27 protein-coding genes and 4 tRNA genes are annotated in these 26,382 nt (G+C 51.3%); 16 read left to right on the top strand and 15 right to left on the bottom strand.

Going from position 1 to position 26,382, the window contains the following annotated elements; translation table 11 throughout:
* Window position 1: 1 nt before the first annotated feature.
* Both tsaE and nnr read right to left on the bottom strand, forming a co-directional pair.
* Window positions 2–463 carry a tRNA (adenosine(37)-N6)-threonylcarbamoyltransferase complex ATPase subunit type 1 TsaE gene (gene tsaE, locus ACLW56_RS08445; protein ID WP_330983334.1) on the bottom strand — a complete coding sequence of 154 codons (462 nt, stop codon included), beginning with the start codon at window positions 461–463 and terminating at the stop codon, window positions 2–4.
* Window positions 456–1,982 carry a bifunctional ADP-dependent NAD(P)H-hydrate dehydratase/NAD(P)H-hydrate epimerase gene (nnr, locus tag ACLW56_RS08440; RefSeq protein ID WP_330983333.1) on the bottom strand — a complete coding sequence of 509 codons (1,527 nt, stop codon included), beginning with the start codon at window positions 1,980–1,982 and terminating at the stop codon, window positions 456–458. Before nnr ends, tsaE begins: the two co-directional genes overlap by 8 nt.
* Here nnr and queG point away from each other — a divergent pair.
* Window positions 1,981–3,120, top strand: coding sequence for a tRNA epoxyqueuosine(34) reductase QueG (gene queG / locus ACLW56_RS08435; protein WP_330983332.1), 1,140 nt, complete (start codon window positions 1,981–1,983; stop codon window positions 3,118–3,120). The two genes, nnr and queG, sit on opposite strands and share 2 nt — an antisense overlap.
* A gap of 272 nt (window positions 3,121–3,392) precedes the next feature.
* Here queG and ACLW56_RS08430 read toward each other — a convergent pair.
* From ACLW56_RS08430 to orn, 5 genes are all read right to left on the bottom strand, one after another.
* Window positions 3,393–3,468 (bottom strand) — tRNA-Gly (locus ACLW56_RS08430).
* 51 nt (window positions 3,469–3,519) lie between these two features.
* A tRNA-Gly gene (locus tag ACLW56_RS08425) sits at window positions 3,520–3,595 on the bottom strand.
* 51 nt (window positions 3,596–3,646) lie between these two features.
* A tRNA-Gly gene (locus ACLW56_RS08420) sits at window positions 3,647–3,722 on the bottom strand.
* Window positions 3,723–3,773: 51 nt separating this feature from the next.
* Window positions 3,774–3,849: transfer RNA gene (locus ACLW56_RS08415), tRNA-Gly, on the bottom strand.
* A gap of 215 nt (window positions 3,850–4,064) precedes the next feature.
* Window positions 4,065–4,610 carry an oligoribonuclease gene (gene orn, locus ACLW56_RS08410; RefSeq protein ID WP_330983331.1) on the bottom strand — a complete coding sequence of 182 codons (546 nt, stop codon included), beginning with the start codon at window positions 4,608–4,610 and terminating at the stop codon, window positions 4,065–4,067.
* Between the two features lie 106 nt (window positions 4,611–4,716).
* Between orn and rsgA the strand changes: the two genes are divergently transcribed.
* From rsgA to mscM, 3 genes are all read left to right on the top strand, one after another.
* On the top strand, window positions 4,717–5,769 hold the full coding sequence (gene rsgA / locus ACLW56_RS08405) for a small ribosomal subunit biogenesis GTPase RsgA (protein ID WP_330983330.1): 1,053 nt from the start codon (window positions 4,717–4,719) through the stop codon (window positions 5,767–5,769).
* 89 nt (window positions 5,770–5,858) lie between these two features.
* On the top strand, window positions 5,859–6,821 hold the full coding sequence (gene asd / locus ACLW56_RS08400; RefSeq protein WP_330983329.1) for an archaetidylserine decarboxylase: 963 nt from the start codon (window positions 5,859–5,861) through the stop codon (window positions 6,819–6,821).
* Between the two features lie 18 nt (window positions 6,822–6,839).
* Window positions 6,840–10,157 carry a miniconductance mechanosensitive channel MscM gene (mscM, locus tag ACLW56_RS08395; RefSeq protein ID WP_330983328.1) on the top strand — a complete coding sequence of 1,106 codons (3,318 nt, stop codon included), beginning with the start codon at window positions 6,840–6,842 and terminating at the stop codon, window positions 10,155–10,157.
* A gap of 46 nt (window positions 10,158–10,203) precedes the next feature.
* Here the strand turns inward: mscM and ACLW56_RS08390 are convergent, their stop codons facing one another.
* The 3 genes from ACLW56_RS08390 to epmA form a co-directional block, all read right to left on the bottom strand.
* On the bottom strand, window positions 10,204–10,518 hold the full coding sequence (locus tag ACLW56_RS08390; RefSeq protein ID WP_330983327.1) for a YjeO family protein: 315 nt from the start codon (window positions 10,516–10,518) through the stop codon (window positions 10,204–10,206).
* Window positions 10,519–11,226, bottom strand: a complete 708-nt coding sequence (locus ACLW56_RS08385) for a hypothetical protein (RefSeq protein ID WP_330983326.1) — start codon at window positions 11,224–11,226, stop codon at window positions 10,519–10,521. It abuts the gene before it with no gap.
* 181 nt (window positions 11,227–11,407) lie between these two features.
* Window positions 11,408–12,385: an elongation factor P--(R)-beta-lysine ligase gene (gene epmA / locus ACLW56_RS08380; RefSeq protein WP_330983325.1), complete on the bottom strand. Its 978-nt coding sequence runs from the start codon at window positions 12,383–12,385 to the stop codon at window positions 11,408–11,410.
* A gap of 311 nt (window positions 12,386–12,696) precedes the next feature.
* On the opposite strand from epmA, the gene frdA reads away from it, so the two are divergent.
* From frdA to blc, 5 genes are all read left to right on the top strand, one after another.
* Window positions 12,697–14,487 (top strand): fumarate reductase (quinol) flavoprotein subunit, encoded by a 1,791-nt coding sequence (gene frdA / locus ACLW56_RS08375; RefSeq protein WP_330983324.1) that lies wholly within the window; start codon window positions 12,697–12,699, stop codon window positions 14,485–14,487.
* Window positions 14,480–15,214 carry a succinate dehydrogenase/fumarate reductase iron-sulfur subunit gene (locus ACLW56_RS08370; protein WP_330983323.1) on the top strand — a complete coding sequence of 245 codons (735 nt, stop codon included), beginning with the start codon at window positions 14,480–14,482 and terminating at the stop codon, window positions 15,212–15,214. Before frdA ends, ACLW56_RS08370 begins: the two co-directional genes overlap by 8 nt.
* Window positions 15,215–15,224: 10 nt before the next feature.
* A complete protein-coding gene (frdC, locus tag ACLW56_RS08365) occupies window positions 15,225–15,620 on the top strand; it encodes a fumarate reductase subunit FrdC (RefSeq protein WP_330983322.1) in 396 nt (131 codons plus the stop codon).
* Between the two features lie 10 nt (window positions 15,621–15,630).
* Complete coding sequence (gene frdD / locus ACLW56_RS08360) at window positions 15,631–15,990, top strand: fumarate reductase subunit FrdD (protein WP_330983321.1); 360 nt, start codon at window positions 15,631–15,633, stop codon at window positions 15,988–15,990.
* A gap of 101 nt (window positions 15,991–16,091) precedes the next feature.
* Window positions 16,092–16,622 carry an outer membrane lipoprotein Blc gene (blc, locus tag ACLW56_RS08355; RefSeq protein ID WP_330983320.1) on the top strand — a complete coding sequence of 177 codons (531 nt, stop codon included), beginning with the start codon at window positions 16,092–16,094 and terminating at the stop codon, window positions 16,620–16,622.
* On the opposite strand, the gene sugE is transcribed toward blc, so the two are convergent.
* Window positions 16,619–16,936, bottom strand: a complete 318-nt coding sequence (gene sugE, locus ACLW56_RS08350; protein WP_330983319.1) for a quaternary ammonium compound efflux SMR transporter SugE — start codon at window positions 16,934–16,936, stop codon at window positions 16,619–16,621. The genes blc and sugE overlap by 4 nt on opposite strands.
* Window positions 16,937–17,191: 255 nt before the next feature.
* Between sugE and ACLW56_RS08345 the strand changes: the two genes are divergently transcribed.
* Window positions 17,192–17,773 (top strand): LuxR C-terminal-related transcriptional regulator, encoded by a 582-nt coding sequence (locus ACLW56_RS08345; protein WP_330983318.1) that lies wholly within the window; start codon window positions 17,192–17,194, stop codon window positions 17,771–17,773.
* Window positions 17,774–17,804: 31 nt separating this feature from the next.
* On the opposite strand, the gene ecnB is transcribed toward ACLW56_RS08345, so the two are convergent.
* The 3 genes from ecnB to efp form a co-directional block, all read right to left on the bottom strand.
* The gene (ecnB, locus tag ACLW56_RS08340; RefSeq protein ID WP_330983317.1) at window positions 17,805–17,951 is read right to left on the bottom strand and encodes a lipoprotein toxin entericidin B; all 147 of its coding nucleotides are present in this window, start codon (window positions 17,949–17,951) and stop codon (window positions 17,805–17,807) included.
* Between the two features lie 106 nt (window positions 17,952–18,057).
* Complete coding sequence (locus ACLW56_RS08335) at window positions 18,058–18,195, bottom strand: entericidin A/B family lipoprotein (protein WP_330983316.1); 138 nt, start codon at window positions 18,193–18,195, stop codon at window positions 18,058–18,060.
* Window positions 18,196–18,251: 56 nt separating this feature from the next.
* Window positions 18,252–18,818 carry an elongation factor P gene (efp, locus tag ACLW56_RS08330; RefSeq protein WP_154161290.1) on the bottom strand — a complete coding sequence of 189 codons (567 nt, stop codon included), beginning with the start codon at window positions 18,816–18,818 and terminating at the stop codon, window positions 18,252–18,254.
* A gap of 40 nt (window positions 18,819–18,858) precedes the next feature.
* On the opposite strand from efp, the gene epmB reads away from it, so the two are divergent.
* Entirely contained in the window at window positions 18,859–19,881 is a 1,023-nt protein-coding gene (gene epmB / locus ACLW56_RS08325; RefSeq protein ID WP_330983315.1) for an EF-P beta-lysylation protein EpmB, read from the top strand.
* Between the two features lie 112 nt (window positions 19,882–19,993).
* Here epmB and ACLW56_RS08320 read toward each other — a convergent pair whose 3' ends face one another.
* Window positions 19,994–20,587 carry a winged helix-turn-helix domain-containing protein gene (locus ACLW56_RS08320; RefSeq protein WP_330983314.1) on the bottom strand — a complete coding sequence of 198 codons (594 nt, stop codon included), beginning with the start codon at window positions 20,585–20,587 and terminating at the stop codon, window positions 19,994–19,996.
* A 416-nt stretch (window positions 20,588–21,003) separates the two neighbouring features.
* Between ACLW56_RS08320 and ACLW56_RS08315 the strand changes: the two genes are divergently transcribed.
* From ACLW56_RS08315 to ACLW56_RS08295, 5 genes are all read left to right on the top strand, one after another.
* Window positions 21,004–21,543 (top strand): fimbrial protein, encoded by a 540-nt coding sequence (locus ACLW56_RS08315; RefSeq protein ID WP_330983313.1) that lies wholly within the window; start codon window positions 21,004–21,006, stop codon window positions 21,541–21,543.
* 57 nt (window positions 21,544–21,600) lie between these two features.
* A complete protein-coding gene (locus ACLW56_RS08310; RefSeq protein WP_330983312.1) occupies window positions 21,601–22,272 on the top strand; it encodes a molecular chaperone in 672 nt (223 codons plus the stop codon).
* 37 nt (window positions 22,273–22,309) lie between these two features.
* Window positions 22,310–24,841, top strand: a complete 2,532-nt coding sequence (locus ACLW56_RS08305; protein ID WP_415377655.1) for a fimbria/pilus outer membrane usher protein — start codon at window positions 22,310–22,312, stop codon at window positions 24,839–24,841.
* Window positions 24,842–24,874: 33 nt separating this feature from the next.
* Complete coding sequence (locus ACLW56_RS08300; RefSeq protein WP_330983310.1) at window positions 24,875–25,831, top strand: fimbrial protein; 957 nt, start codon at window positions 24,875–24,877, stop codon at window positions 25,829–25,831.
* Window positions 25,832–25,977: 146 nt separating this feature from the next.
* Entirely contained in the window at window positions 25,978–26,340 is a 363-nt protein-coding gene (locus ACLW56_RS08295) for a hypothetical protein (protein WP_330983309.1), read from the top strand.
* The last annotated feature ends 42 nt before the right edge of the window (window positions 26,341–26,382 follow it).

Raw genomic sequence — 26,382 nt, 5'->3', positions numbered from 1 at the left:
GTTAACCGGCCAAACGTGCCAGTAAAGACTCACCCAGTGAGGAGACTGCCGTCACGCGCGCCTCTCGCCCTTGCGCCTGGTACTCTAAGTGAATTTCGACATCCGGTTCAGGCAATACACCCGCGCCCTGTTGCGGCCATTCCACCAGGCAGATGGCATCGTCAGCAAAGTAATCGCGGATCCCCATAAATTCGAGCTCCTCAGGATCCGCAAGGCGATATAAATCGAAGTGATACACCATCAGGTTATCGAGGGTGTACGGTTCTACCAGCGTGTAAGTGGGGCTTTTGACGTTCCCTTTGTGGCCAAGTGCCTGCAAAAAGCCGCGGCTGAAGGTGGTTTTCCCGGCGCCCAAATCGCCGTAGAGATAGATAACGGTCGCGCCTGTGCAGGCGGCAGCCATGCGGTTGCCAAGATCTAATGTTGCCTGCTCGTCGGGTAAGGGAATCACTCGATTAATCATGGTTTACGTCAATCACATCCGGGTTAACAACACGCTGTAGCGTGGAAAAAAGATCGGTGGCGAGCATGCCACGGGGTCCGTATCGCGCAGCGAGCATATCCGCCGCCGCGCCGTGCGCCACACAACCTGCGCAAGCAGCATCATACGGCGTGAGATGCTGACCTAGCAACGCACCGATAATGCCTGACAGCACATCGCCCATTCCACCGCTGGCCATACCGGGATTGCCGGCATCGACAAGGGCTATTCCGTGGACTTCATCCGCGATGACCGTCCCCGCCCCTTTCAGTACCACCACCCCACCGTACCGTTTTACCAGACGTTGTGCAGAAAGTAAGCGATCGCTCTCAATTTCTGCCACGCTGCAATTCAGTAACCGGGCGGCTTCGCCGGGGTGCGGCGTCAGAATGCGATTGTGACGTTTATCCGGATTGATTGCCAGAAGGTTCAGTGCGTCAGCGTCCCATAACATGGGCTTACGGACGTTTTCCACTTTGCGCAGCGCCTGCTTTGCCCAATTCTGCTGACCCAGACCCGGCCCAATCACCACCACTTCAGCCCATTCAAGGCTTTCATCGAGGCTCTGCGCAGTGAGTTCGTGTACCATCAACTCTGGCCTTGCGGTGATGATTGGCGCGATATTCTCACTGCGAGTAAGCACTCGCACCAGCCCTGCACCGGCGCGTAATGCGGCTTCACCCGCCATTCTGATGGCTCCAGCAGTCCCCACATCACCGCCAATGATCACCAGTTTGCCGTGATCGCCCTTATGTGAAGTTGCCCGTCGCGGTAAGAACCATTGTGAAAGCTGCGAAGCCTCAACGCGTTGAATTTGCGTGGTTTGAGCATTCAGCCAGCTATCAAGGCCAAGCGAGTGTTGATGAAGACGCCCCGTGACATCACGAGCTTTGCCGGTCAGCAAGCCAGGTTTGAGGGCGATAAACGTTAAAGTGTGAGCCGCATGAATCACCGCTCCGGGCGTAGCCCCCGTTTGCGCCAGCAGGCCGGAAGGGATATCCAGAGAGAAAATCGGAGCAGGATGCTCATTCGCATAGGAGATAAGGCTGGCAGCCGGTTCGCGTGGAGCGCTGTTCAGTCCGGTTCCCAGCAAAGCATCGATGATAAGATCCACGCCTTCCGGCCAGGCAATATCGTCAGCATGAATAATGCCGCCCGCATTCAACCAGGCGGCTCGCGCCTGCCCGGCTTCCTCAGGAAGCAGTTTATCGCTCTCCTGAGCCAGCAGCGTGACAGTGATGCCTGCGGCCTGAGCAAGGCGTGCGACAACGTAGCCATCGCCACCGTTATTGCCGTGTCCGCAGAGGATAATCCAGTGGGCGGCTGAAGGATAAATTTCGCGGGCAAGCGTGAAGGCGGCCTCTCCAGCGCGGAGCATCAGTTCATAAAGCGTTAACCCGAGCGCATCGGCGGCCTCTTTTTCGGCGCGACGCAGGTCATCCGCAGACCAGATGGTGTGTGGTATACTTGCGGGGTTTCTCGTCATTGTATGGTCCGTCATGTCACAGCCCCTCGATCTCAATCAATTAGCGCAAGACATCAAGCAGTGGGGCTCCGAACTGGGCTTTCAGCACGTCGGTATCACCGATACTGACCTCAGCGAGTCCGAACCCAAACTGCAGGCATGGCTGGACAAACAGTACCACGGCGAGATGGAGTGGATGGCACGTCACGGTATGATGCGCGCCCGCCCGCATGAATTGCTGCCAGGAACGCTTCGCGTGATCAGCGTGCGAATGAACTATTTGCCCACCCATGCCGCGTTTGCCAGCACCCTGAAAAATCCTTCGCTCGGTTACGTCAGCCGTTATGCCCTCGGGCGTGATTATCATAAGCTGTTGCGTAATCGTCTGAAGAAGCTGGGCGAAAAAATTCAGGAACAGTGTGCCTCGCTGAATTTTAGACCTTTTGTCGATTCCGCGCCCCTTCTGGAACGTCCTATCGCTGAAAAAGCCGGGCTTGGCTGGACAGGTAAGCACTCACTTATCTTAAGCCGCGACGCGGGCTCTTTCTTTTTCCTTGGCGAACTGCTGATAGACCTGCCGTTACCCATTGATAAGCCAGTGGAAGAAGCCTGCGGGCGCTGTGTCGCCTGTATGACCATCTGCCCGACGGGGGCGATTGTTGAACCCTACACCGTCGATGCCCGTCGCTGTATTTCCTATCTGACCATCGAACTGGAAGGCGCCATCCCGGAAGAATTTCGCCCGCTAATGGGTAACCGGATTTATGGCTGTGACGACTGCCAGCTGATTTGCCCGTGGAATCGTTACTCACAATTGACCGTTGAAGAGGATTTCAGCCCGCGCAAAGCCCTGCACGCACCGGAGCTGATTGAACTGTTCGCCTGGAGCGAGGCACATTTTCTGAAAGTTACAGAAGGGTCGCCCATTCGGCGTATCGGTCATCTCCGCTGGCTGCGAAATATTAGCGTCGCGTTGGGAAATGCCCCCTGGGATGAGCGTAATTTGCACGCCCTGGAAAGTCGCCGAGGTGAGCACCCACTTCTCGACGAACACATTGAGTGGGCGATTGCGCAGCAAATGGAGAAACGAAATGCCTGTGTGGTGGAAGTGCAGTTACCGCAAAAACAGCGTCTGGTGAGGGGGATCGAAAAAGGGTTGCCGAGGGATGCCTGATTCATTCACAGGGTGTGAATAAAAATAAAAACACATTGCAATTCAACACGCCCTGAGACGTCAAGTGATCGTAATAACAATCCGAAATATTATTTAATTGCTATAAATCATATAGTTAAAAAAATACCATTCACAATTCGACGCATTTTGGCTTTTAAGACAAAAACGCAGACCTGTGGATAAGTCTGTTCACAAGAATATGTCAAAGGAAACGAGAATCATCCCCAACGTGCTTTCACGCTGTGGATAAGAAATCAGACGGAAGAAAATTTTGGAGCGGGAAACGAGACTCGAACTCGCGACCCCGACCTTGGCAAGGTCGTGCTCTACCAACTGAGCTATTCCCGCTTGGGTGGTGCGTATCTTGCGATACTGTCAGCTTTTGCTGCATTCAAATTTTGGAGCGGGAAACGAGACTCGAACTCGCGACCCCGACCTTGGCAAGGTCGTGCTCTACCAACTGAGCTATTCCCGCTTGGGTGGTGCGTATCTTGCGATACTGTCAGCTTTTGCTGCATTCAAATTTTGGAGCGGGAAACGAGACTCGAACTCGCGACCCCGACCTTGGCAAGGTCGTGCTCTACCAACTGAGCTATTCCCGCTTGGGTGGTGCGTATCTTGCGATACTGTCAGCTTTTGCTGCATTCAAATTTTGGAGCGGGAAACGAGACTCGAACTCGCGACCCCGACCTTGGCAAGGTCGTGCTCTACCAACTGAGCTATTCCCGCAAATTTGTTGCTGTCGTAACAATGAATTCTCTGTCGTTACGGGAGGCGCATTATACGAGAAATCCTTTTAGCTGCAACCCCCCTTCGAGCGATTTTTTTTGATTTTTGCTTAAGTGCTGAATTAATCGGCAATGTGCACAAATTAACACCGGCTGCCTGCTGGCGCTGCGCTTAGCCGGCCTGGAAACCTCAAAAAATGCGGCAGGATAAGATCATTACAGCTTGATAAAATGCTCGCGGTAGTATGCCAGTTCAGCGACCGACTCACGGATATCATCCATCGCCTGATGAGTGCCCTGCTTTTTGAATCCGTCGAGAATTTCTGGTTTCCAGCGACGCGCCAGCTCTTTCAACGTGCTGACATCCAGATAGCGGTAATGGAAGTAAGCTTCCAGTTCCGGCATGTACTTAAACAGGAAACGGCGGTCCTGGCCGATGCTGTTACCGCAAATAGGTGATTTACCTTCCGGCACCCACTGTTTCAGGAATTCAAGGGTAGCCCGTTCTGCCGCTCGGTCGTCCTGAGTGCTGGCCTTTACGCGATCAACCAGGCCGCTGCCAGTATGGGTGCGCACGTTCCAGTCATCCATCAGCGCCAGTTGTTCATCAGACTGATGTACCGCGATGGTCGGCCCTTCTGCCAGAATGTTGAGATTGGCATCGGTCACCAGGGTTGCGATCTCAATAATGCGATCACGCTCAGGATCGAGGCCTGTCATCTCAAGATCGATCCAAATGAGGTTGTTTTCATTTGCACTCATGCTATTTTCCACCCTTCTCGCGTCACAACGACTGTGACTATATTCATCTAAAATAGTGTGTATCATAAAGGTTTTGCCCCTTTGGGGCGACCAGGAGCCAGCCCGATTGAGTAAAAATAAACTCTCCAAAGGTCAACAGCGCCGCGTCAAAGCGAACCATCAGCGCCGCCTTAAAACGACTGCGGAGAAGGCCGATTTCGATGACAACCTGTTTGGCGAAGCCTCTGAAGGCATCGTCATTAGCCGCTTTGGCATGCATGCCGACGTGGAAGCGGCTGACGGCGGCGTTCACCGCTGCAACATTCGCCGCACGATTCGTTCTCTGGTGACCGGTGACCGCGTGGTCTGGCGTCCGGGGAAAACCGCGGCAGAAGGCGTTAACGTCAAAGGCATCGTCGAAGCCGTGCATGAACGCACCTCAGTCCTGACGCGTCCGGATTTCTATGACGGCGTCAAGCCTATCGCAGCCAACATCGATCAGATTGTCATTGTGTCCGCGATCCTGCCGGAGCTTTCAGTCAATATTATCGACCGCTATCTGGTGGCCTGCGAAACGCTCAACGTTGAACCGATCATCGTGCTGAATAAAATCGACTTGCTTGATGACGACAGCATGGCTTTCGTTAACGAGCAAATGGATATCTACCGCCGCATCGGCTACAAGGTCCTGATGGTGTCCAGCCGCACGCAGGACGGCCTTAAGCCGCTTGAAGTCGCGCTCACTGACCGCATCAGCATCTTTGCGGGTCAATCCGGCGTGGGGAAATCCAGCCTGCTGAACGCCCTGCTCGGCTTGCAGGAAGAAATTCTCACCAATGATGTTTCCGACAACTCCGGTCTCGGCCAGCACACCACCACAGCCGCGCGTCTCTACCATTTCCCGCACGGCGGCGATGTGATTGACTCCCCGGGCGTGCGTGAATTTGGCCTGTGGCATCTGGAGCCGGAACAAATCTTCAATGGCTTTGTCGAATTCCAGGACTACTTAGGCGCCTGTAAATACCGCGACTGCAAGCACGACAACGATCCCGGCTGCGCCATTCGCGAAGCGGTCGAAAAAGGTGAGATCGCCGAATCACGCTTTGAAAACTACCATCGCATCCTTGAGAGCATGGCCCAGGTAAAAACGCGTAAAAGCTTTTCTGAAACCGACGACTGACATTTAAGCTGACTGCCGATAGAATCAGCCCCTTTTTTAAAGGCTTCGATGAAAGCCCGTGATGACACAACCCTGGCCAGGAGGCTACCTTGTTAAATTCATTTAAACTTTCGCTTCAATACATTCTGCCAAAACTGTGGCTGACACGCCTCGCCGGCTGGGGCGCGAGCAAACGAGCGGGCTGGCTGACAAAGCTGGTGATTGACCTGTTCGTGAAGTATTACAAGGTCGATATGAAAGAAGCGCAGAAGCCCGACACTGCCAGCTATCGCACCTTTAACGATTTCTTTGTCCGCCCACTGCGTGACGATGTTCGTCCACTGAATACCGACCCGAACGTGCTGGTGATGCCAGCAGACGGCGTAATCAGCCAGCTGGGTAAGATTGAAGACGACAAAATTCTGCAAGCGAAAGGCCACAACTACAGCCTGGAAGCTCTGCTGGCGGGTAACTATCTGATGGCGGACCTGTTCCGTAACGGTTCGTTTGCCACCACGTATTTGTCTCCGCGTGATTATCACCGCGTGCATATGCCGTGCAACGGCATCCTGCGTGAAATGATTTACGTGCCGGGTGACCTGTTCTCTGTAAACCACCTGACCGCGCAGAATGTGCCAAACTTGTTTGCCCGTAATGAGCGAGTTATCTGCCTGTTCGATACTGAATTTGGCCCAATGGCGCAGATTCTGGTGGGCGCAACCATCGTGGGCAGCATTGAAACCGTGTGGGCAGGCACTATCACCCCACCGCGTGAAGGCGTCATCAAACGCTGGACGTGGCCTGCCGGTGAAAGCGAAGGTTCTGTGGCCCTGCTGAAAGGCCAGGAAATGGGTCGCTTCAAACTCGGTTCAACGGTTATCAACCTGTTCGCCCCTGGCAAAGTCCAGTTGGCTGAACAGCTTGAAAGCCTGTCTGTCACCAAAATTGGCCTGCCGCTGGCGGTATCCACCGAAGCGTTCGTCGCTCCAGAAGCTGAAGTACTGGCGGAAGAAGAGATCAAAGCTGAACATGACGCCAGCCCGCTGGTTGAAGACAGCAAAGACCAGGGCTAACCAGGAAGGACCGCTGACGTGCGCCTGATTATCACTTTTCTGATGGCCTGGTGCCTCAGCATGGGGGCGTATGCAGCCAGCGCCCCCGACAGCAAACAAATAACCCAGGAACTGGAACAGGCGAAAGCGGCGAAGCCCGCTCAGCCTGAAGCCGTCGAGGCGCTTCAGTCCGCACTAAACGCGCTCGAAGAACGGAAAGGTTCGCTTGAGCGCGCCACGCAGTATCAGCAGTCTATCGACAATTTCCCCAGGCTTTCTCAAACCCTGCGTAGCCAGCTGTCGAATCTGCGTGAAGAACCTCGTCAGGTTCCGACCGGGTTAACCACAGATGCGCTTAATCAGGAAATCCTGCAGGTCAGCAGCCAACTGCTGGAAAAAAGCCGTCAGGCGCAGCAGGAACAAGAACGCGCCCGCGAAATCGCCGACTCTCTGAATCAGCTTCCTCAGCAGCAAACCGACGCTCGCCGTCAGCTAAACGAGGTGGAACGTCGTGTCGGCAGCGCCACAGGCAACACGGCTCAGGCGCAAAACCTCAGCCTGCAGGCGGAATCCGCGAAGCTGAAAGCATTGGTCAACGAACTGGAACTGGCGCAACTGTCGGCCAACAACCGCCAGGAGCTGGCAAGAATGCGCTCTGAGCTGGCGCAAAAGCAGAGCGAACAGCTTGATGCTTATTTGCAGGCGCTACGTAACCAGCTCAACAGTCAGCGTCAGCGCGAAGCCGAAAAGGCCCTGGAAAGCACCGAGCTGCTGGCAGAAAACAGTGCCAATCTGCCACCGGATCTGGTCAAACAATTCTCTACCAACCGCGAGCTTTCGCAGGCTCTGAACCAGCAGGCTCAGCGTATGGATTTAGTGGCATCACAGCAGCGTCAGGCGACCAATCAAACGTTGCAGGTTCGTCAGGCGCTCAACACGCTGCGCGAGCAGTCGCAATGGCTGGGTTCCTCGAATCTGCTGGGTGAAGCTCTGCGTGCCCAGGTAGCCCGTTTACCGGAAATGCCTAAACCGCAGCAGCTCGATACCGAAATGGCGCAGCTGCGTGTGCATCGTCTGCGCTATGAAGATCTCCTCAGCAAGCAGCCGCAATTACGCCAAATCCAGCAGGCCGACGGGCAGCCTCTGTCGAGCGAAGAATCCCGTATTCTCGACGCTCAGCTGCGCACGCAGCGCGAGCTGCTGAATTCTCTGCTGCAGGGAGGCGATACGCTAATCCTGGAACTGACCAAGCTGAAAGTGGCAAATGGTCAGTTAGAAGACGCGTTAAAAGAGATTAACGAAGCCACGCACCGCTATCTCTTCTGGACATCCGATGTCAGCGCAATCACCTTCGCGTGGCCACTGAGCATCGTTCAGGACCTGCGTCGGCTGATTTCACTGGACACCGTCAGTCAGCTTGGCAAAGCCTCGGTGATGATGTTAACCAGCAAAGAAACGCTGATTCCCCTCTTCGCGGCGCTGATCCTTGTGGGCTTTAGCATCAGCTCTCGCAAGCATTTCACGCGTTTTCTGGAGCGTTCAAGCAGCCGTGTCGGCAAAGTGACACAAGACCATTTCTGGCTAACGCTACGGACCGTTTTCTGGTCGATTCTGGTGGCCTCACCGCTGCCAGTGCTGTGGATGACGCTCGGCTACGGTTTACAGGAAGCGTGGCCTTATCCGCTGGCTGTGGCAATTGGCGACGGCGTAACGGCTACGGTGCCGCTACTGTGGGTGGTGATGATCTGTGCCGCCTTCGCTCGCCCAAATGGCCTGTTCGTTGCCCACTTTGGCTGGCCGCGTAACCGCGTTGCCCGTGCGATGCGCTACTACCTGATGAGCATCGGGCTTATCGTGCCGCTGATTATGGCGTTAATCATGTTCGATAATCTCAACGACCGTGAGTTTTCGGCCTCGCTCGGCAGGCTCTGCTTTATGCTGATTTGCGGGGCGCTGGCGGTGGTGACGCTGAGCCTTAAACGTGCCGGTATTCCGCTGTACCTCGACAGAGAGGGCAACGGTGACAACATGATTAACCGGGTGTTGTGGAATCTGCTTTTAGGTGCGCCACTGGCCGCGATTCTGGCGGCAGCCGTCGGTTATCTGGCAACAGCCGAAGCCTTGCTCGTTCGACTGGAAACGTCTGTCGCCATCTGGTTCCTGCTGTTGGTGGTTTACCATGTCATTCGTCGTTGGATGCTTATCCAGCGCCGCCGAATTGCCTTTGACCGCGCCAAACATCGTCGGGCCGAAATGCTTGCTCATCGCGCACGCGGTGAAGAAGATCCTCATCACTCCACCAGCCTGGAAGGATCGGCGGAAGTCGATATTGCCGAAGTCGATCTCGACACATTGAGCGCACAATCCCTGCGCCTGGTGCGTTCGATCCTGATGTTGATCGCCCTGGTCTCGGTTATCGTGCTGTGGTCAGAAATTCACTCCGCCTTTGGCTTCCTCGAAAACATCTCTCTCTGGGATGCCACCTCGACGGTTCAGGGGGTCGAAAGCCTGGAGCCGATTACGCTCGGCGCGGTGCTGATTGCGATTCTGGTCTTTATCATCACCACCCAACTGGTGCGAAACTTTCCTGCTCTACTGGAGCTGGCGGTGTTGCAGCACATCAACCTGACGCCAGGCACAGGTTATGCGATTACCACCATCACCAAATATCTGCTGATGCTGATTGGCGGCCTGGTCGGTTTCTCGATGATCGGCATAGAGTGGGCGAAGCTGCAGTGGCTGGTTGCCGCATTAGGTGTCGGGCTTGGTTTTGGCTTGCAGGAGATTTTTGCCAACTTTATTTCCGGCCTGATCATCCTGTTTGAGAAACCGATCCGTATCGGCGATACCGTGACGATCCGCGACCTGACGGGTAGCGTCACTAAGATCAACACCCGTGCGACCACGATAAGCGACTGGGACCGCAAAGAGATCATCGTGCCGAACAAAGCCTTTATCACCGAGCAGTTTATTAACTGGTCGCTTTCGGACTCGGTGACTCGCGTGGTGTTAACCGTTCCGGCGCCTTCCGATGCCAACAGCGAAGAAGTGACGCAAATCCTGATGACAGCCGCCGAACGCTGCTCGTACGTGATAGACAACCCGGCGCCGGAAGTCTTCCTGGTCGATTTGCAGCAGGGGATTCAGATCTTCGAACTTCGTATCTACGCCGCTGAAATGGGGCATCGCATGCCGCTGCGCCATGAGATCCACCAGCTGATCCTGGCAGGCTTCCGTGAACACGGAATCGATATGCCGTTCCCACCGTTCCAGATGCGTCTGGAAACAATGGATGGCCGCAAGACGGGTAGAACGATGACGTCAGCAGGGCGTGGACGGACGGCGGGGAGTTTGTAAGCACAACCGAGGACAGATGCTTTCTTCCGTGCGAGAAGGCATCTGGCTAAAAACACCAATAGTAGCGAACGAAAAACTGCCACAGCCAATAAGCAAAAACAGTGGTCAACAGTAACCACAAATACCCATGGCGAATTTTCTTCCAGAAGATAACGTAAAGCAGAGGGAAAAAGAGCGGGAGTGTCATCAGCACGCCGAAATATCGGGTGTCGTCTTCCAGAATAGAGTGAACCAGCTGACAGAAATCATTAATTTCACCGCTGCCTATCATCCACTCTTTGTCTCTGGTCGAAAACAGCAGGATGTCAACAATTGCCACCCAGAACCAGATAAAACCAAGGGTAAACATTTTCCATGTCATTTATCTTCCCTCCAGTATTTTGATCAAGGATGCTTTTTTCTCGATAATGCGACGGCCATACTCACTGTATTCTCGCACCGGTGATCCTATTGGTTGATAAATGGACCGTATAATGTCATTGGCATTTCTCTGGACGCCTCGATTATAACGAGAACCTGCAAGGATTATCTGCTCATCAGTAAGAACAGAGGTATTCGCTTTTGGGTTATCAAAAAGAATTAAGTCACGTAAATGAAAGGCAACCACTCTGATATTAAAACTATTATCTAAAAGGCATTGCGATAAGCGAAACTGCTGGAAGTGATCTAATGTTGTAGGATCAATACCCAGCGTTTGGGCAGCAACGCCTAACTGGATCGCGATAGAACCGACTGAAGTTGTATTCGAGTATTTGTTTTTCTCTCCTCTGATTTCGTCTATCACTTGCTTAGCCTGAAGCACGCCAATACTTTTTGCTCTTTCAGGCATTCCTCCTACCTCTGAAACAGCGACACCCGCCAGCAGAAAATCAGGAATTTGTGCTTCACGCGCATACTGCTTAATCAGGTCCCGGTGATGGACTAGCCAGGCTGTTTTATATAACCAGAGATAAGCATCGCCTGTGGCAAAATCCCAGTTAGTTGGCATTACCTTCCAGCGAAGAAAATCTATACCATCCCAATGTGGAAACCCAAGTTTATCCACTTTGCAGAAAATCAAATCATCCATTATTTTTTCACTTCCCTGACAAAGGAAGCTAAAATAGCATCACAAGTTGTTTATAGTGTGACGGTTATTCCAGAATTCAAATAATCATAAAAACAGTGCCACATCACTTATAGGTTAACCCTAACCTATAAGTGATGTGGATGTATTTCTTAATTGCGACCAATAATTGAAGGGCAATAAGTCAGGCTTTATCCACCGTGAAAGCAATCACTTCAGCCAGGCTTTCTGCGCCTAACGCCAGCATCACCAGACGATCAACTCCCAGCGCAACGCCGGAACAATCTGGCAGGCCTGCTTTCAGCGCTTCCAGCAGATTCACATCAATCGGCTGCTGCGGCAGGCCGCGTGCAGCACGCTTGCGGTTATCCTGCTCAAAACGCTGCTGCTGTTCGCGGGAATCCGTGAGTTCGTGGAAACCATTCGCCAGCTCAATACCTTTGTAATAAACCTCGAAGCGCTCAGCTACGCGGTGATCTTCGGTGCTGATTTGCGCCAGTGAAGCCTGGCTTGCCGGGAAGTGATAGACAAACGTTGGGCGATCTTTACCAATGTGCGGTTCAACGCCCATGGCAAACAGCAGCTGCAGCAGGGTATCGCGATCTTCTTCGGTATCGGCGATATTGCTTAAGTCGAGCTTCGCCGCCACTTCACGTAGCTGAGTTTTATCCGCTGACAGCGGATCAATTTCCAGATGGCGCTGGAACGCCTGCTGGTAAGAGAGGCTTTCCGCGGGCTGGCACTCAAGCACCTGTTGCAGCAAATCATCCACTTCATTGATCAGGCGATACATGTCGTAGTACGGACGGTACCACTCCAGCATGGTGAATTCCGGGTTGTGATGACGCCCCATCTCTTCATTGCGGAAACTACGACACAGCTGAAACACCGGGCCACATCCCGCCGCCAGCAGGCGCTTCATGTGGTATTCCGGACTGGTCATCATGTAGAGATTGATACCCTGAGAATGGCCCGGGCCGACGAAACGCGTTTCAAACGGCACCAGATGAATATCCGTCACCGTTGCCTGACTCATGCAGGGCGTTTCCACCTCCAGCACGCCGCGGTCAGCAAAAAAGCGGCGGATCTCCGCCATGATGGCCGCACGTTTTAACAGATTGGGGATGGAGGCGCTCGGCTGCCAGGTTGCCGTTTCGCTCATGGTAAAACTCTCCGAATGCAAACAAAGGCACGAAGTCTACTCTCAACGCCGGAGCGAGACAAATCTGACCCGATTTAAAGGCGGATTTTATTGAAGAAGCCAATTTCGTGACACAATCCATCAATTTCGATGATAAACGGCAGCGCAGAACAGCAAAAAAATCGAACGCGTCAAATTTCCCCCTCATTCATACGGATATACTGTTTTACCCATAAAGGAGCAGTGGAATCGCTTTCGCAATTGCCGTGCCGCATGGGTGAGCTACCTTTGGTAATGCGTGTTGCGAAATAACAACAATCTGGAGGAATGTCGTGCAAACCTTTCATGCCGATCTTGCCGTTATAGGCGCTGGCGGTGCGGGATTACGGGCTGCCATTGCCGCAGCACAAGCTAATCCCAACGCTAAAATCGCACTGATTTCTAAAGTCTACCCCATGCGTAGCCACACCGTGGCAGCCGAAGGGGGTTCTGCCGCCGTCGCGCAGGATCATGACAGCTTTGAGTACCATTTCCACGACACGGTTGCCGGCGGCGACTGGCTTTGCGAGCAAGACGTGGTGGATTACTTCGTCCATCACTGCCCAACCGAAATGACCCAGCTTGAGCAATGGGGCTGTCCGTGGAGCCGCCGTGAAGACGGTTCCGTGAACGTGCGTCGCTTCGGCGGGATGAAAATCGAACGTACGTGGTTTGCCGCCGATAAAACCGGCTTCCACATGCTGCACACGCTCTTTCAGACCTCTTTGCAATTCCCGCAAATTCAGCGCTTCGACGAACATTTTGTCCTCGACATTCTGGTCGATGACGGTCAGGCCCGTGGCCTGGTGGCGATGAACATGATGGAAGGCGAGCTGGTGCAAATTCGTGCCAATGCGGTGGTGATGGCCACGGGCGGAGCAGGGCGCGTTTATCGCTATAACACCAACGGCGGCATCGTGACCGGCGACGGTATGGGCATGGCGCTGAGCCATGGCGTGCCACTGCGCGATATGGAATTCGTGCAGTATCACCCAACCGGGCTGCCGGGTTCCGGCATCCTGATGACTGAAGGTTGCCGCGGTGAAGGCGGGATTCTGGTCAACAAAGACGGCTACCGTTATTTGCAGGATTACGGCATGGGCCCGGAAACCCCGCTCGGCGAGCCGAAGAACAAATACATGGAACTCGGCCCGCGCGACAAAGTGTCGCAGGCGTTCTGGCATGAGTGGCGCAAAGGCAACACCATTCCAACGCCACGCGGCGATGTGGTCTACCTTGACCTGCGCCATCTGGGCGAGAAAAAACTGCTTGAGCGTCTGCCGTTCATTTGTGAACTGGCGAAAGCTTATGTCGGTGTCGATCCGGTGAAAGAACCGATTCCGGTGCGCCCAACCGCGCACTACACCATGGGCGGTATCGAAACCGATCAGCAGTGTGAAACCCGCATCAAAGGGCTGTTTGCCGTTGGCGAATGCTCTTCTGTGGGTCTGCATGGCGCAAACCGTCTCGGTTCAAACTCTCTGGCAGAACTGGTGGTCTTTGGCCGCATGGCGGGCGAACGGGCCATGGAGCGTGCTTCTACCGTAGGCGTTGCCAACAGCGCTGCGCTGGACGCACAGGTGGTTGATGTCGAAAAACGCCTGAAAGCACTGGTCAATCAGGAAGGCAACGAGAACTGGGCGAAGATCCGCGATGAAATGGGTCTGTCGATGGAAGAAGGCTGCGGCATTTACCGCACGCCGGAACTGATGCAGAAAACCATCGACAAGCTGGCTGAACTGCAGGAACGCTTCAAGCGTGTGCGCATTACCGACACGTCCAGCGTCTTCAACACCGACTTGCTTTACACCATCGAGCTGGGCCACGGCCTGAACGTTGCCGAATGTATGGCGCATTCCGCCATGGCGCGTAAAGAGTCACGCGGTGCGCATCAGCGTCTCGACGAAGGCTGTACCGAGCGCGATGACGTTAACTTCCTCAAGCACACTCTCGCCTACCGCGACGCGGACGGCACCACACGCCTTGATTACAGCGACGTGAAAATCACAACGCTGCCACCGGCGAAACGCGTTTACGGTGCAGAAGCGGAAGCTGCCGACAAGAAGGAGACGGCAAATGGCTGAGATGAAAAACCTGAAAATCGAGATCGCGCGCTACAACCCGGAAGTGGACACGGCCCCGCACAGCGCTTTCTATGAAGTGCCTTACGATGAGCAAACTTCATTACTTGATGCGCTTGGCTACATCAAAGATAACCTCGCGCCGGACTTAAGCTATCGCTGGTCCTGTCGCATGGCGATTTGCGGCTCCTGCGGCATGATGGTCAACAAAGTGCCCAAGCTTGCCTGTAAAACGTTCCTGCGTGAATACACCAACGGCCTGAAGGTTGAGGCGCTGGCGAACTTCCCGATTGAGCGCGATTTGGTGGTCGATATGACCCACTTTATCGAAAGTCTGGAAGCGATTAAGCCGTATATCATCGGCAACCCGCGCACGCCGGATCAGGGGCCGAACAAGCAAACTCCGGCGCAGATGGCGAAATACCATCAGTTCTCGGGATGTATCAACTGTGGCCTTTGCTATGCCGCTTGTCCGCAGTTTGGCCTGAACCCGGAGTTCATCGGCCCGGCCGCTATCACCCTGGCGCACCGCTATAACGAAGACAATCGCGACCACGGTAAGAAAGAACGCATGGCGCAGCTCAACGGCAAGAATGGCGTCTGGAGCTGTACGTTCGTCGGTTTCTGCTCGGAAGTCTGTCCAAAGCATGTCGACCCGGCAGCCGCCATTCAGCAGGGTAAAGTGGAAAGCTCAAAAGACTTTCTTATCGCTACCCTGAAACCACGCTAAGGAGTGCATGATGACGACAAAACGTAAACCCTATGTCCAGCCGATGACGTCAACGTGGTGGAAGAAACTGCCTTTTTACCGTTTCTACATGCTGCGTGAAGGCACCTCAGTGCCGACCGTCTGGTTCAGTATCGTTCTGATTTACGGGCTATTTGCCCTGAAACATGGCGCGGAGTCCTGGGCCGGGTACGTCGGTTTTCTGCAAAACCCGATCGTGGTTATTCTGAACCTGATAACCCTGGCGGCGGCGTTGCTGCACACCAAAACCTGGTTCGAACTGGCGCCAAAAGCCGCTAACGTGATTGTGAAAGGCGAAAAACTGGGGCCAGAGCCTGTGATTAAAGGGCTGTGGGGCGTGACGATGGTGGTCACGGTCATCATCCTGTTTGTCGCGCTGTTCTGGTAAGGAGACCGAGATGATCAATCCAAATCCGAAACGTTCAGACGAACCGGTATTCTGGGGCTTGTTTGGCGCAGGCGGCATGTGGGGCGCCATTATTGCCCCTGTGATCGTGCTGTTGGTGGGCGTTCTGCTGCCACTGGGCCTCGCACCACATGACGCGTTCAGCTATGAGCGCGTACTGACCTTTGCCCAAAGCTTTATTGGCCGCGCGTTCCTGTTCCTGATGATTGTGCTGCCACTCTGGTGTGGCCTGCACCGTATTCACCACGCGATGCATGACCTGAAAATTCACGTGCCAAACGGCAAGTGGGTGTTCTATGGCCTGGCGGCGATCCTGACTATCGTCACTCTTGTGGGGATCATTTTCATCTAAAGCTGAGATGCCCGGCACACGCCGGGCATATTTCTTTCTGCCCGCCGTACATTTTTCCCGCCTGGTTCTACACTTACAAAAAAACCTGCAAGGACATTGCCATGCGTCTGCTGCCCCTCATTGCGACTGTTGCCGCTGCGTTTTTGGTTGTTGCCTGTAGTAACCCCGTCCCGCCGCCGGGCGTGACCGTTGTTTCTCCCTTTGACGCCAACCGCTACCTTGGCACCTGGTATGAAATCGCCCGGCTGGATCACAACTTCGAGAGTGGTCTGGAGAAAGTCACCGCGACGTACAGCCTGCGAAGTGATGGTGGCATTGACGTGCTGAATAAAGGCTATAATCCCGATCGCGGGATGTGGCAAAAAACAGAGGGTGTCGCTTACTTTACTGGCCCGCCAAATCAGGCGGCGTTGAAAGTGTCATTCTTTGGCCCCTTCTATGGCGGTTACAATATTATCGCGCTGGATAAAGAATACCGTCATGCGTTGGTTTGTGGGCCGGATCGCGACTATTTGTGGATACTTGCCCGCACGCCGACCCTTTCTCCTGAAATGAAACAGCAAATGCTGGATATCGCGACCCGGCAAGGCTTCCCGGTAGGGAAACTTATATGGGTGAATCAGACTTATTAGTGAGCGCTGAGTTTCAGGCCGATAATGCCGCAGACGATCAGCACCAGGCTGAAAATACGTGCAGGGCTTGCAGACTCACCCAACAAAATAATGCCCGTTACCGCAGCCCCGACAGCCCCGATGCCGGTCCAGATGGCGTAAGCCGTGCCGACCGGCAGCGTTTTCATCGCCCAGGCAAGTAACGCGATACTGGCAATCATCGCGGTGGCGGTAATCACGCTTGGCACCAGGCGACTAAAACCATGGGTATATTTCAGGCCAACAGCCCAAACCACTTCAAGAAGACCCGCAACAACAAGAATTAACCAGGACATAGTGACTCCAGAAAGGGGTCGTCCCCGAGATTGAGATACGCTTACGGGTCGTCCCGTAAGGTGAAGAAGAGCGCCTATTTTACCCACTGATGTCGGGCATGCAAGTAATTTAACTTAAGTTACTTTTCCTCGACGATAACGTGAAATGAGCGCATTTCAATGCGGAGATCGCCTTTTTGTCTGAGGGCTTCTTTCTCTATCATGGTTGCCTGGCCCATTACTTCCTGCACCCTATGAAGCGCGCATTTGCCCAGCATGTATAAAATTCTGATTATCGATCGCTGCTGTTTCAGCCGCCTTGGGCTGGAGAAGGGATTGCAGCAGAAAACAGACGAGGCATCGTCATTCTTAGTCACTCACCTGAACAGTCTGTTGCTCGCCAAAGCCCATGTCGAAAGCTGGCAGCCCCATCTGGTGATCGCCGATTTTGCCAGTTTTCAGCACGACGCTCTCCAGTCGCATTTTCTGCCTGCACTGCTGAATGTTTGCGAACAGCGAACGCGAGTCCTTCGTTTACAGAATGAACCCTTTGTTTTTAAGAACGTCGGTGAAGCGATATCGAAGAAAGCCCCGCTGGACGTTCTCAGGCAACGAGTGGTGGATTTGCTGCTTAGCGGCCCAGTCGTTAACCCGGCACGGGTCGTGACGCCTTTATTAACGCGTCAGGAAGAGAAAGTGTTGTCGCTGTGGATGGAAGGTGCGAGCAATCAAACCATTGCCAGCGAAATGCGGATCACCGGAAAAACTGTCTATACCTACAAACGCAACATTCGCCTGAAGCTCAACGTTGAGCATCGCTTCTCCCCTTTTATTCCCTCAGCAGAATGCGTTGAATAACGGTACGGCCGAAAAGCCGTACCGAACATCTTTAGTTCTGAGCTTTGGTCGCTGCACCGGAAATAGCCTGGCCGCCATCAGAAATGTCTTCCCCCATCCCCTTCGTCGTATTACAAGCCGTCAGGGCTGAAGAGAGCACCAGGAGAGTAAAAAACGCAGCAATGGATTTCTTAAGCATGATGTCTTCCTTTTATTGCCAGTTAACAGTTGTGCTGTAGCAACATAAGCATAGACAAGAAAGCCGTAGTGAGAGCGAAACGAAGCAATTTTAAGACGATGTGAACTTATTTGCTGGCGGCGTGAGAAATTGAATTGCCCAGATGTTCGACATCCTGGCCAAAGCCACGGAAGGTATTGCAGCCGGAAAGCAGTGCTCCGGAGACCAACAGTATGAAGAAGAGTTTGAATAAGCGGTTCATCATCCCTGCCCTTTAAAAAAACGGCACAACAAGCGTTGCGCCGTTTTTTATAGCATGAATTACTTCACGCGAGAAACGTATTCGCCAGAGCGGGTGTCAACTTTGATAACCTCGCCAATCTGTACGAACAGTGGCACTTTCACCACAGCGCCGGTGCTCAGGGTTGCAGGCTTACCGCCAGTACCCGCGGTATCACCTTTCAGACCTGGATCGGTTTCAACGATTTCCAGCTCAACGAAGTTGGGTGGCGTCACGGAGATTGGACGGCCGTCCCACAGGGTCACGATGCATTCAGCCTGGTCCAGCAGCCATTTGGCGTTTTCGCCAACCGCTTTCTCGTCGGCAGCCAGCTGCTCGAAGGTTTCGTTGTTCATGAAGTGATAGAACTCACCGTCGTTGTACAGGTAAGTCAGGTTCATATCGACAACGTCTGCGCCTTCGGCGGAGTCGGTGGATTTGAAGGTTTTCTCAACACGAGTACCGGTCAGCAGACGGCGCAGCTTAACGCGCGCGAACGCCTGGCCTTTGCCTGGTTTTACGAACTCGCTGGCTTCAACCGCGTACGGTTCGCCATCCATCATGATTTTAAGACCGGCACGGAAATCGTTGCTAGAATAAGTCGCCATAAGGCCCTCTAAATTTGTTAACTGGTAGCTAAGCCACAAAATGGCGCATATTGTAACCCTAAACACCCCGTCCAGAGAAGATTGGTTATCGCAACTTGCCGATGTAATCACCGATCCTGATGAACTGTTGCGTCTGTTAAAGATAGACGCTGATGAAAATTTGCTCGCCGGTCGTGACGCAAAACGCCTCTTCCCGCTGCGCGTGCCTCGTGCTTTCGCCGCAAGAATGAAGCCTGGCGATCCGAACGATCCGTTGCTCAAACAGGTACTCACCTCTCAGCAGGAGTTTGTTGCTGCGCCAGGTTTCAGCACCGATCCACTGGAAGAACAGCACAGTGTCGTGCCTGGTTTGCTGCATAAATACCGTAACCGCGCTTTGTTGTTGGTGAAAGGTGGCTGCGCCGTCAATTGCCGCTACTGCTTCCGTCGCCATTTCCCGTATGCCGATAATCAGGGCAACAAACGAAACTGGCAGGTCGCGCTGGATTACATTGCCGCACACCCGGAACTTGATGAGATTATCTTCTCGGGCGGCGACCCGCTGATGGCGAAGGATCATGAACTGGCGTGGTTGATGGATGCGCTCGAAGCCATTCCTCATCTGAAGCGTCTACGTATTCATAGCCGTTTGCCGATCGTGATCCCGGCACGCATCACCGAGGCGTTAACTGAACGCTTTGCTCGTTCCTCGCTGCAAATTTTGCTGGTTAACCACATCAACCATGCACAAGAAATTGACGAAGCATTCCGCCAGGCAATGCATAAGCTGAAGCTTGCGGGCGTCACGCTGCTCAATCAAAGCGTGCTGCTGCGTGACGTGAATGACAATGCGCAGACTCTGGCGAACCTCAGTAATGCCCTGTTTGATGCAGGCGTGATGCCCTATTACCTGCACGTGCTGGACAAAGTGCAGGGTGCGGCGCATTACATGGTGAGTGATGACGAAGCCCGGGCCATCATGCGCGAGCTCCTGACGCTGGTCTCCGGCTATATGGTGCCAAAACTGGCGCGTGAGATTGGTGGTGCGCCGAGTAAAACCCCGCTGGATTTGCATTTGCCCTAATAACAAGGCTCAAAATTCGTTCAACGACTCTATTAAGTGGTTGAACGAATGGTTCACTCTTACCTTGAACTGCCATACTCACTCCCGGTATAGCATAAATTCACCCTGGTCATTAAATAAACAGACGTACCACAAATGATATCAACTCAACAATAAATAGTACTATTGCCGAAACCAACAAAATCCAGTATTTAAAATTCTCATTCCGTCCTTTTCCTGGCTCCAGGTTAACCTTTTTACCGAATGGAACAAAAGAGTCTCCCTTTGCAAATCCAGCTTGCTGGATTGCTATCCCTTCATTATTTACAATCATGTTTAATGGCGCATCGACAGTACGTTTTATATCATGAGCAGGGAGCAGTTCAACCTTGAGATTATCTGATAAAGAAAACCCCTTACGCCTTATTGTCACAATAACATTATCCCCTAACCCGACACGTCTCAGCGATTTTCTTAGAATAGAAATATTTTGATAGAATGTATTCTCCGCAACATATGCTCCATTAGACCGCCAAACAGATTCAAGAAAATCATTTTTAGATACAACTTTACTCCGATTCTCAAGCAACAATTTAAAACACCGGCTTGCCGGGTGATTAAGGTTCACACTCTCTTTTTCTGTATCAAGACAGATTAGCCTATTGTCCTGTGGATAATATAAAACGTTATCATTTATGATGTAACACACGTCCATTAACTCAGTCATTTCCATTCCCTAAAATCACTTCCAACATAATAAGAAAACAACAATAGACAGATGAGAGATTGCTGTGCACTCATGTAGCCATAAACCATGTTAACTATATCATGCAGCGAGTGGTAATAAAAAATGCAATTCATTTATGAAATTTTGACTACACTTTACCTGAACTACCATTCAAATATGAAAATTCCACGTGAGAATAAAATCACTTTTAACGACAGAGATATCTCACTATTGTTTTCACGCAGCTTGCAATGCTGCTTTGAGAATGTCCTGACAAGAAAGTATTAACAGTACTGGCACTCGTCAGAGACGGAAATAAGTGAATTGCAGAATACATTGATAGCATTCATTGATTCAATGAATTACCCACACTTATACGCAACAGTTATATATCTAAATGAACAAAGGAAATTGTCATGAAAAAGAATCTCGTTGCAGCACTGTTCTCGTTCACCGCTTTTGGCGCGATGAATGCTGTAGCATCTGACGGCACTGTTAACTTTATCGGTACCATCACGGGCACAGGTTGTGATTCCAGCGTTGAAAGCGCAGGTGTCACTACGGGTGACGTAAATATGGGAAATGTTGCAAAAACTGCTTTTGGCGGCGTGGGTTCCACCGCCACTGGCACAGCCAGCGCAACAGCATTTAATATTCTGCTGACAAATTGCCCGGCATCTGTCGCTACCGCCACGGTAAAATTTGACGGTACTCCTGTAAATGGAGACAACAGCATTATTGCTCTGACCCAGGAAAGTGGTGTCGCGGATGGCGTTGGTATCCAACTGTCCGATTCCACAGGCGTTCTGTCTATTGGAACAGCGTCTGCGCCATATTCAATCACCTCCGGTTCTGCAACCAACACGCTGCCATTTATTGCTCGCTACATTCAAACTAAATCAACCGTTGTTGAAGGTAAAGCGAACTCAGTCGTGACGTTTACCGTTAATTATTAATTGATTGCTGGTCACTCTGCCATCGGAGTGACCTTTTCGGACGATACAGGGATGATCATGCGTAAATTTAAAGCTACCGTTCTGTTGATTTGTTTTTTCATCTGCTCAGCATCTCAGGCAGGTGTTATTGTTGGCGGGACACGTTTAATTTACCAGGAAAAAATGAAAGAGATAAATATTTCTCTTGATAATCAGGATACCGTGCCTTATCTGATGAAATCCTGGATTGAGGCGACTGCTCAAGGTACACCCCATTTTCTGGTGACACCGCCTTTATTTCGATTAGAAGCTAAGCAGAAAAATATCTTACGAATATTTAAGACTGATGCAGCACTTCCCGACGATCGTGAGTCATTATTTTATCTGAACTCAATGGCAATCCCATCAGGTGATAGCCAGGATGCGAACAGTCTGCAAATCGCGATTCGCAATAGGCTGAAGCTATTTTATCGGCCAAAAGCACTGTTAGATTCAGCGCCAGAAGAAGTTACCGACAAACTCATTTGGGAAAAAACGGGTAACCAGTTGAAAGTAACTAACCCAACGCCTTTTTATATGAACTTCATGACGCTTTCAGTTGCGAATAAAAAAATAAAAGATATTAACTTTATTGCCCCATTTTCAACAGAATCATATCCGCTCGCACCAGATACCTCAAACGGTGATATCGAGTGGAAAATAATCAATGATTATGGCGGAATTGGCCCAATCCACAAAGCTAAAATCTAATTGCAACATTTTAATTTTTTATTTAGGTAGCTCAGTAATGAGACTCAGAAATACATTTAACAAAAAAAGCAACTTATGTTTAATCTCATTGCTCACCCTAAACTTTTTAAACCCAGGGCAGAAGGCGAGTGCGCGGGATGTTTTTAACCCTGCATTTCTTGGCATATCGGATGATGGGCAAATGAAAACAGATCTTTCCATTTTCGATGCTAAAAACATGCAGGCTCCCGGAAAATACCGGGTAGATATCTGGCTCAATGATGAGATGCGTGAAACGACTGATATTAATTTTACCAAAAATGAAAACCATGACCGGGACGATACATCACTTCTTCCATGCCTCAGCTTAAAGCAGCTGATCAGCTATGGCTTAAAAGCTGAACAGTTTCCAGCATTAAAAGAAGACCATAATGGCTGTGTAGATATCCGCTCAATACCGGGTGCGGAGAGTAAATTTGATTTTACGACTCAGCGCCTTTTATTGAGCATCCCACAAGCAGCATTATCGCAAACAGCTCGCGGATATGTGTCACCGGAAGAATATGATGATGGTATCAACGCATTAATTTTGAATTATCAATTTACAGGTGCAAATGATATTGAGAAGAATAATTCGAGTCAAAGCCTCAATCTCAATCCCGGCGCTAACCTTGGCGCATGGCGCTTGCGTAACTTTAGCACCTGGAACAAGAATACCGATTCAACAGATAAATGGGATACGGTGTATACCTACGCTCAGCGCAATATCAATGCTCTTCAGAGCACATTAACATTGGGAGAAAGCTCAGCGTTATCAGATATGTTCGACAGCGTTCCCTTTCGTGGATTGCAGCTGGCTACCGATGACAGCATGGAGCCAGAAAGCAAGCGAGGTTATGCGCCGGTAGTGCGAGGAATTGCTAAAAGCAACGCCAAGGTCAGCATCAAGCAAAATGGCTACCTCATTTATCAAACCTATGTTGCGCCTGGTGCCTTCGAAATCTCCGATATGTACTCAACGGGTGGAAGCGGGGATCTCTATGTGACGGTTGAAGAGACAGACGGCAGCCATCAGGATTTTGTTGTGCCATATGCCTCCTTACCCTTATTGAGGCGTGAAGGCAGTTACAAATATGAAGTGACTACGGGTGAGTATCGTCCATATGACAACAGCGTGGATAAAACACCGTTTACTCACGCGACAATCAGCTATGGCTTACCCTTAAATACCACAATGTATGGCGGCTTTCAGGCGGCCTCAAAATACCAGTCTCTCATTGCTGGTATGGGGAATAACCTCGGAGAATTAGGCGCAATATCCACGGACGTCACCCAAGCCTGGTCAAAGAAAAAGGATGAAGATAAAACATCCGGGCAGTCATGGCGTATCCGTTACAGTAAGAATTTGATTGACCTGGGAACGAACTTTTCTATTGCTGGCTATCGTTACTCAACAAAAGGCTTTAACACGCTCCAGGAAGTACTGGATACCTGGCGTAGCGACAACAGTGCTTATTTTCCGAATAATCGGGTCAGAAACCGAACCGAACTGAGCGTCAGTCAATCTCTGGGCCATAATGCTGGTTATTTGAATTTGAGCGGCATTATCGAAGATTATTGGGAAGATAGTCGCCGTAATACGTCATTAAATACGGGTTACAGCAACAGCTGGGCGGGTAACAGTTTCACGCTCAATTATAGCTATGGCCGCTATTCTCAATCAGATATGGGTACCGATGAATACAGTCAAAGCGAGCATCTGTTCTCATTTTCAGTGAGCGTACCGTTAAGCCAATGGCTACCCAACAGCTGGGCGCATTACGCTCTGGACACAGGTCACCCGGGTTCCACGACGAATCGTATAGGCTTAAGTGGAACAGCATTAGAGAGGGACAACCTTAACTGGAGCATTCAGGAAGGTTATAACAATAAAGACCGCGATAGCGGTTCATTGAATGTCGACTACCATGGCGGCTATGGTGAAATCTCTGCTGGCTATGACTATGACCATTACAGCCAGCGCATCAACTATGGCGCAGGCGGCAGTATTGTTGTCCACCAAGGTGGGATGACATTTGGTCAACCGCTTGGCGATACGGCCGCACTCATAAAGGCCGATGGCGTTAAAAATGCAGATGTTTTTAACCAGACAGGGGTTAGCACAGATTACCGTGGTTATGCGCTGGTGCCTTATATGACGCCATATCAGCACAACGATATTACGCTGGATACGCAAAGCTTAGCCGATAATGTCGAACTCGAGACGGCCACGCAAATTGTCGTGCCTACCCGAGGCGCCATTGTTCGCTCAACCTTTAATGGAAACATTGGCGTTCGTGCATTTATTCGCCTGACAAACCGTTCTGGGAGTGTCATTCCATTTGGTGCAATGGTGACGAATGGCTCTGAATCCAATCAAAGCAGCATCGTGGGTGACAATGGCATCGTCTACCTCTCCGGCCTGTCTGACTCCGGGAGACTTAAAGTGCAATGGGGGAACAGGAGTGACCAGCAATGTAGCGCCGCCTGGACCTTAAATCCGAATACCGAAAGTACAGGTATTCACCAGCTAACATCCGTATGTCAATAACCTCAGATAAGATGTGCAAAGGATATCAATACAATGCGTAAAGGTCAGCTTAATATTTATATAAGCGGTTTATGCCTGGGGTTATTAAGCTTCGGGGCAAAAGCGGCAAGTAATTGTACGGTGCTGGATGGAAAAAGCTATCGGGTGCTAACTGCATCGATTCCTCTTGATCCTGATGCCCCTGACGGATCCGTGCTGTACAGGCGTTATGTTGATACTTCAGGTCCCAAAATTGCCTGCCTGAGCGGTAGTGCACAATATAAATCTGAGATGACCAATAAAACCGTAACCGGCGTTAACGCAGACGGTAATATTTTTGAAACTGGTATTCCTGGTGTCGGCATCCAGATAAGCGACCTTATGATGTCAAACAGAAAAGTTCCTAATAAGGGAGCCCTGTCACCCAATGATTTGCTGCCAGCCTGGAGCACCAGTGGCAGGATTCGTGTTGATTTCATTAAAACAGGTCCTATTTCACAAGGGTATATCCGCGGTGGGAAGGTTGCCGAATATAAAGTCGATGACTACACCGTTGCCTCCATTGAGGTCAAAGGTAATCAGAGCTGGGTAATAAAAAGCTGCACCATCGACTCTGCTGATAGAAATAAAACAGTTCAGTTAGGTAACTATCGTGCATCAGATTTTAGTTCGGTAGGAAGCACTACCGTGGATAAATATTTCTCGCTAACGCTTAACTGTCAACAAGATAGCACACCTGTATATCTGTCATTTGAGCCAACAACAGGAAGCTCTGGTGATGGTATATTAACTCTTGACAAGAGTGGCACAGACTCTGCCTCAGGCATAGCCATTGAGATACTTAATAAAAGTGACAGGACACCATTGGTGTTTAACAATGCCATCAAATATCACTCAGGTTCTGAGAAAAAGATTGAGATCTCTTACATTGCGCATTATAAAAAGATAAACAGTACCGTTTCCCCAGGCACTGCAAACGCCGCAATGACATTTACAATAGACCAATATTAATCTTAGACAATCATTTTCTGGAAGCTTGTTTAGTATTAAATAAGGTGTTCAATCAGAATTCCCACCTTAACAGGTGAGATAAATGCTGCATGAAAGCAGCGCCCCTGATATTTCAGGGTTTTTAACTACACATGGAGTTTTATAGTATGAAAGAATTATCTGTAATTGAAATGAGTGACGTATCAGGTGCTTACAGCTGGAACTGGGGCTCTTTTGGGAGCGTGATTGAAAGCGTTGCAAAAAACACTGTTGAAGCCGTTGCGTCAGCAACATTAGGTGCTTGTGCCGGTGGTATCGCTGGCTCCATCATTGGCGGCTCCCATGGTGGTGATGGCGGCGGTATCCTCGGGTTCGGTGCTATTGGCCAGGGTGTCGGAATGGTGTGGGGCTTAGCCGTTGGCGCTGTTGCATGTGGCATTGGTGGCGCACTTATTGGCTGGGATGCAACCTATGATAGTACCATGAATTTTTTAGACGGAATAAATAGCGGCGATATACAGATTTTCTAACCCCTAAATTTTTGTAAATAAAAGGCCCGAAGCCTCGGGCCT

Origin of the sequence: Pantoea sp. sgz302252 (genome assembly GCF_047713085.1) — a bacterium.
In the GTDB taxonomy this organism is placed as follows: Bacteria; Pseudomonadota; Gammaproteobacteria; order Enterobacterales; family Enterobacteriaceae; genus Scandinavium.
Note: the sequence above shows the minus strand (reverse complement) of the source record. Positions and strands in the feature narration are given on the sequence as shown.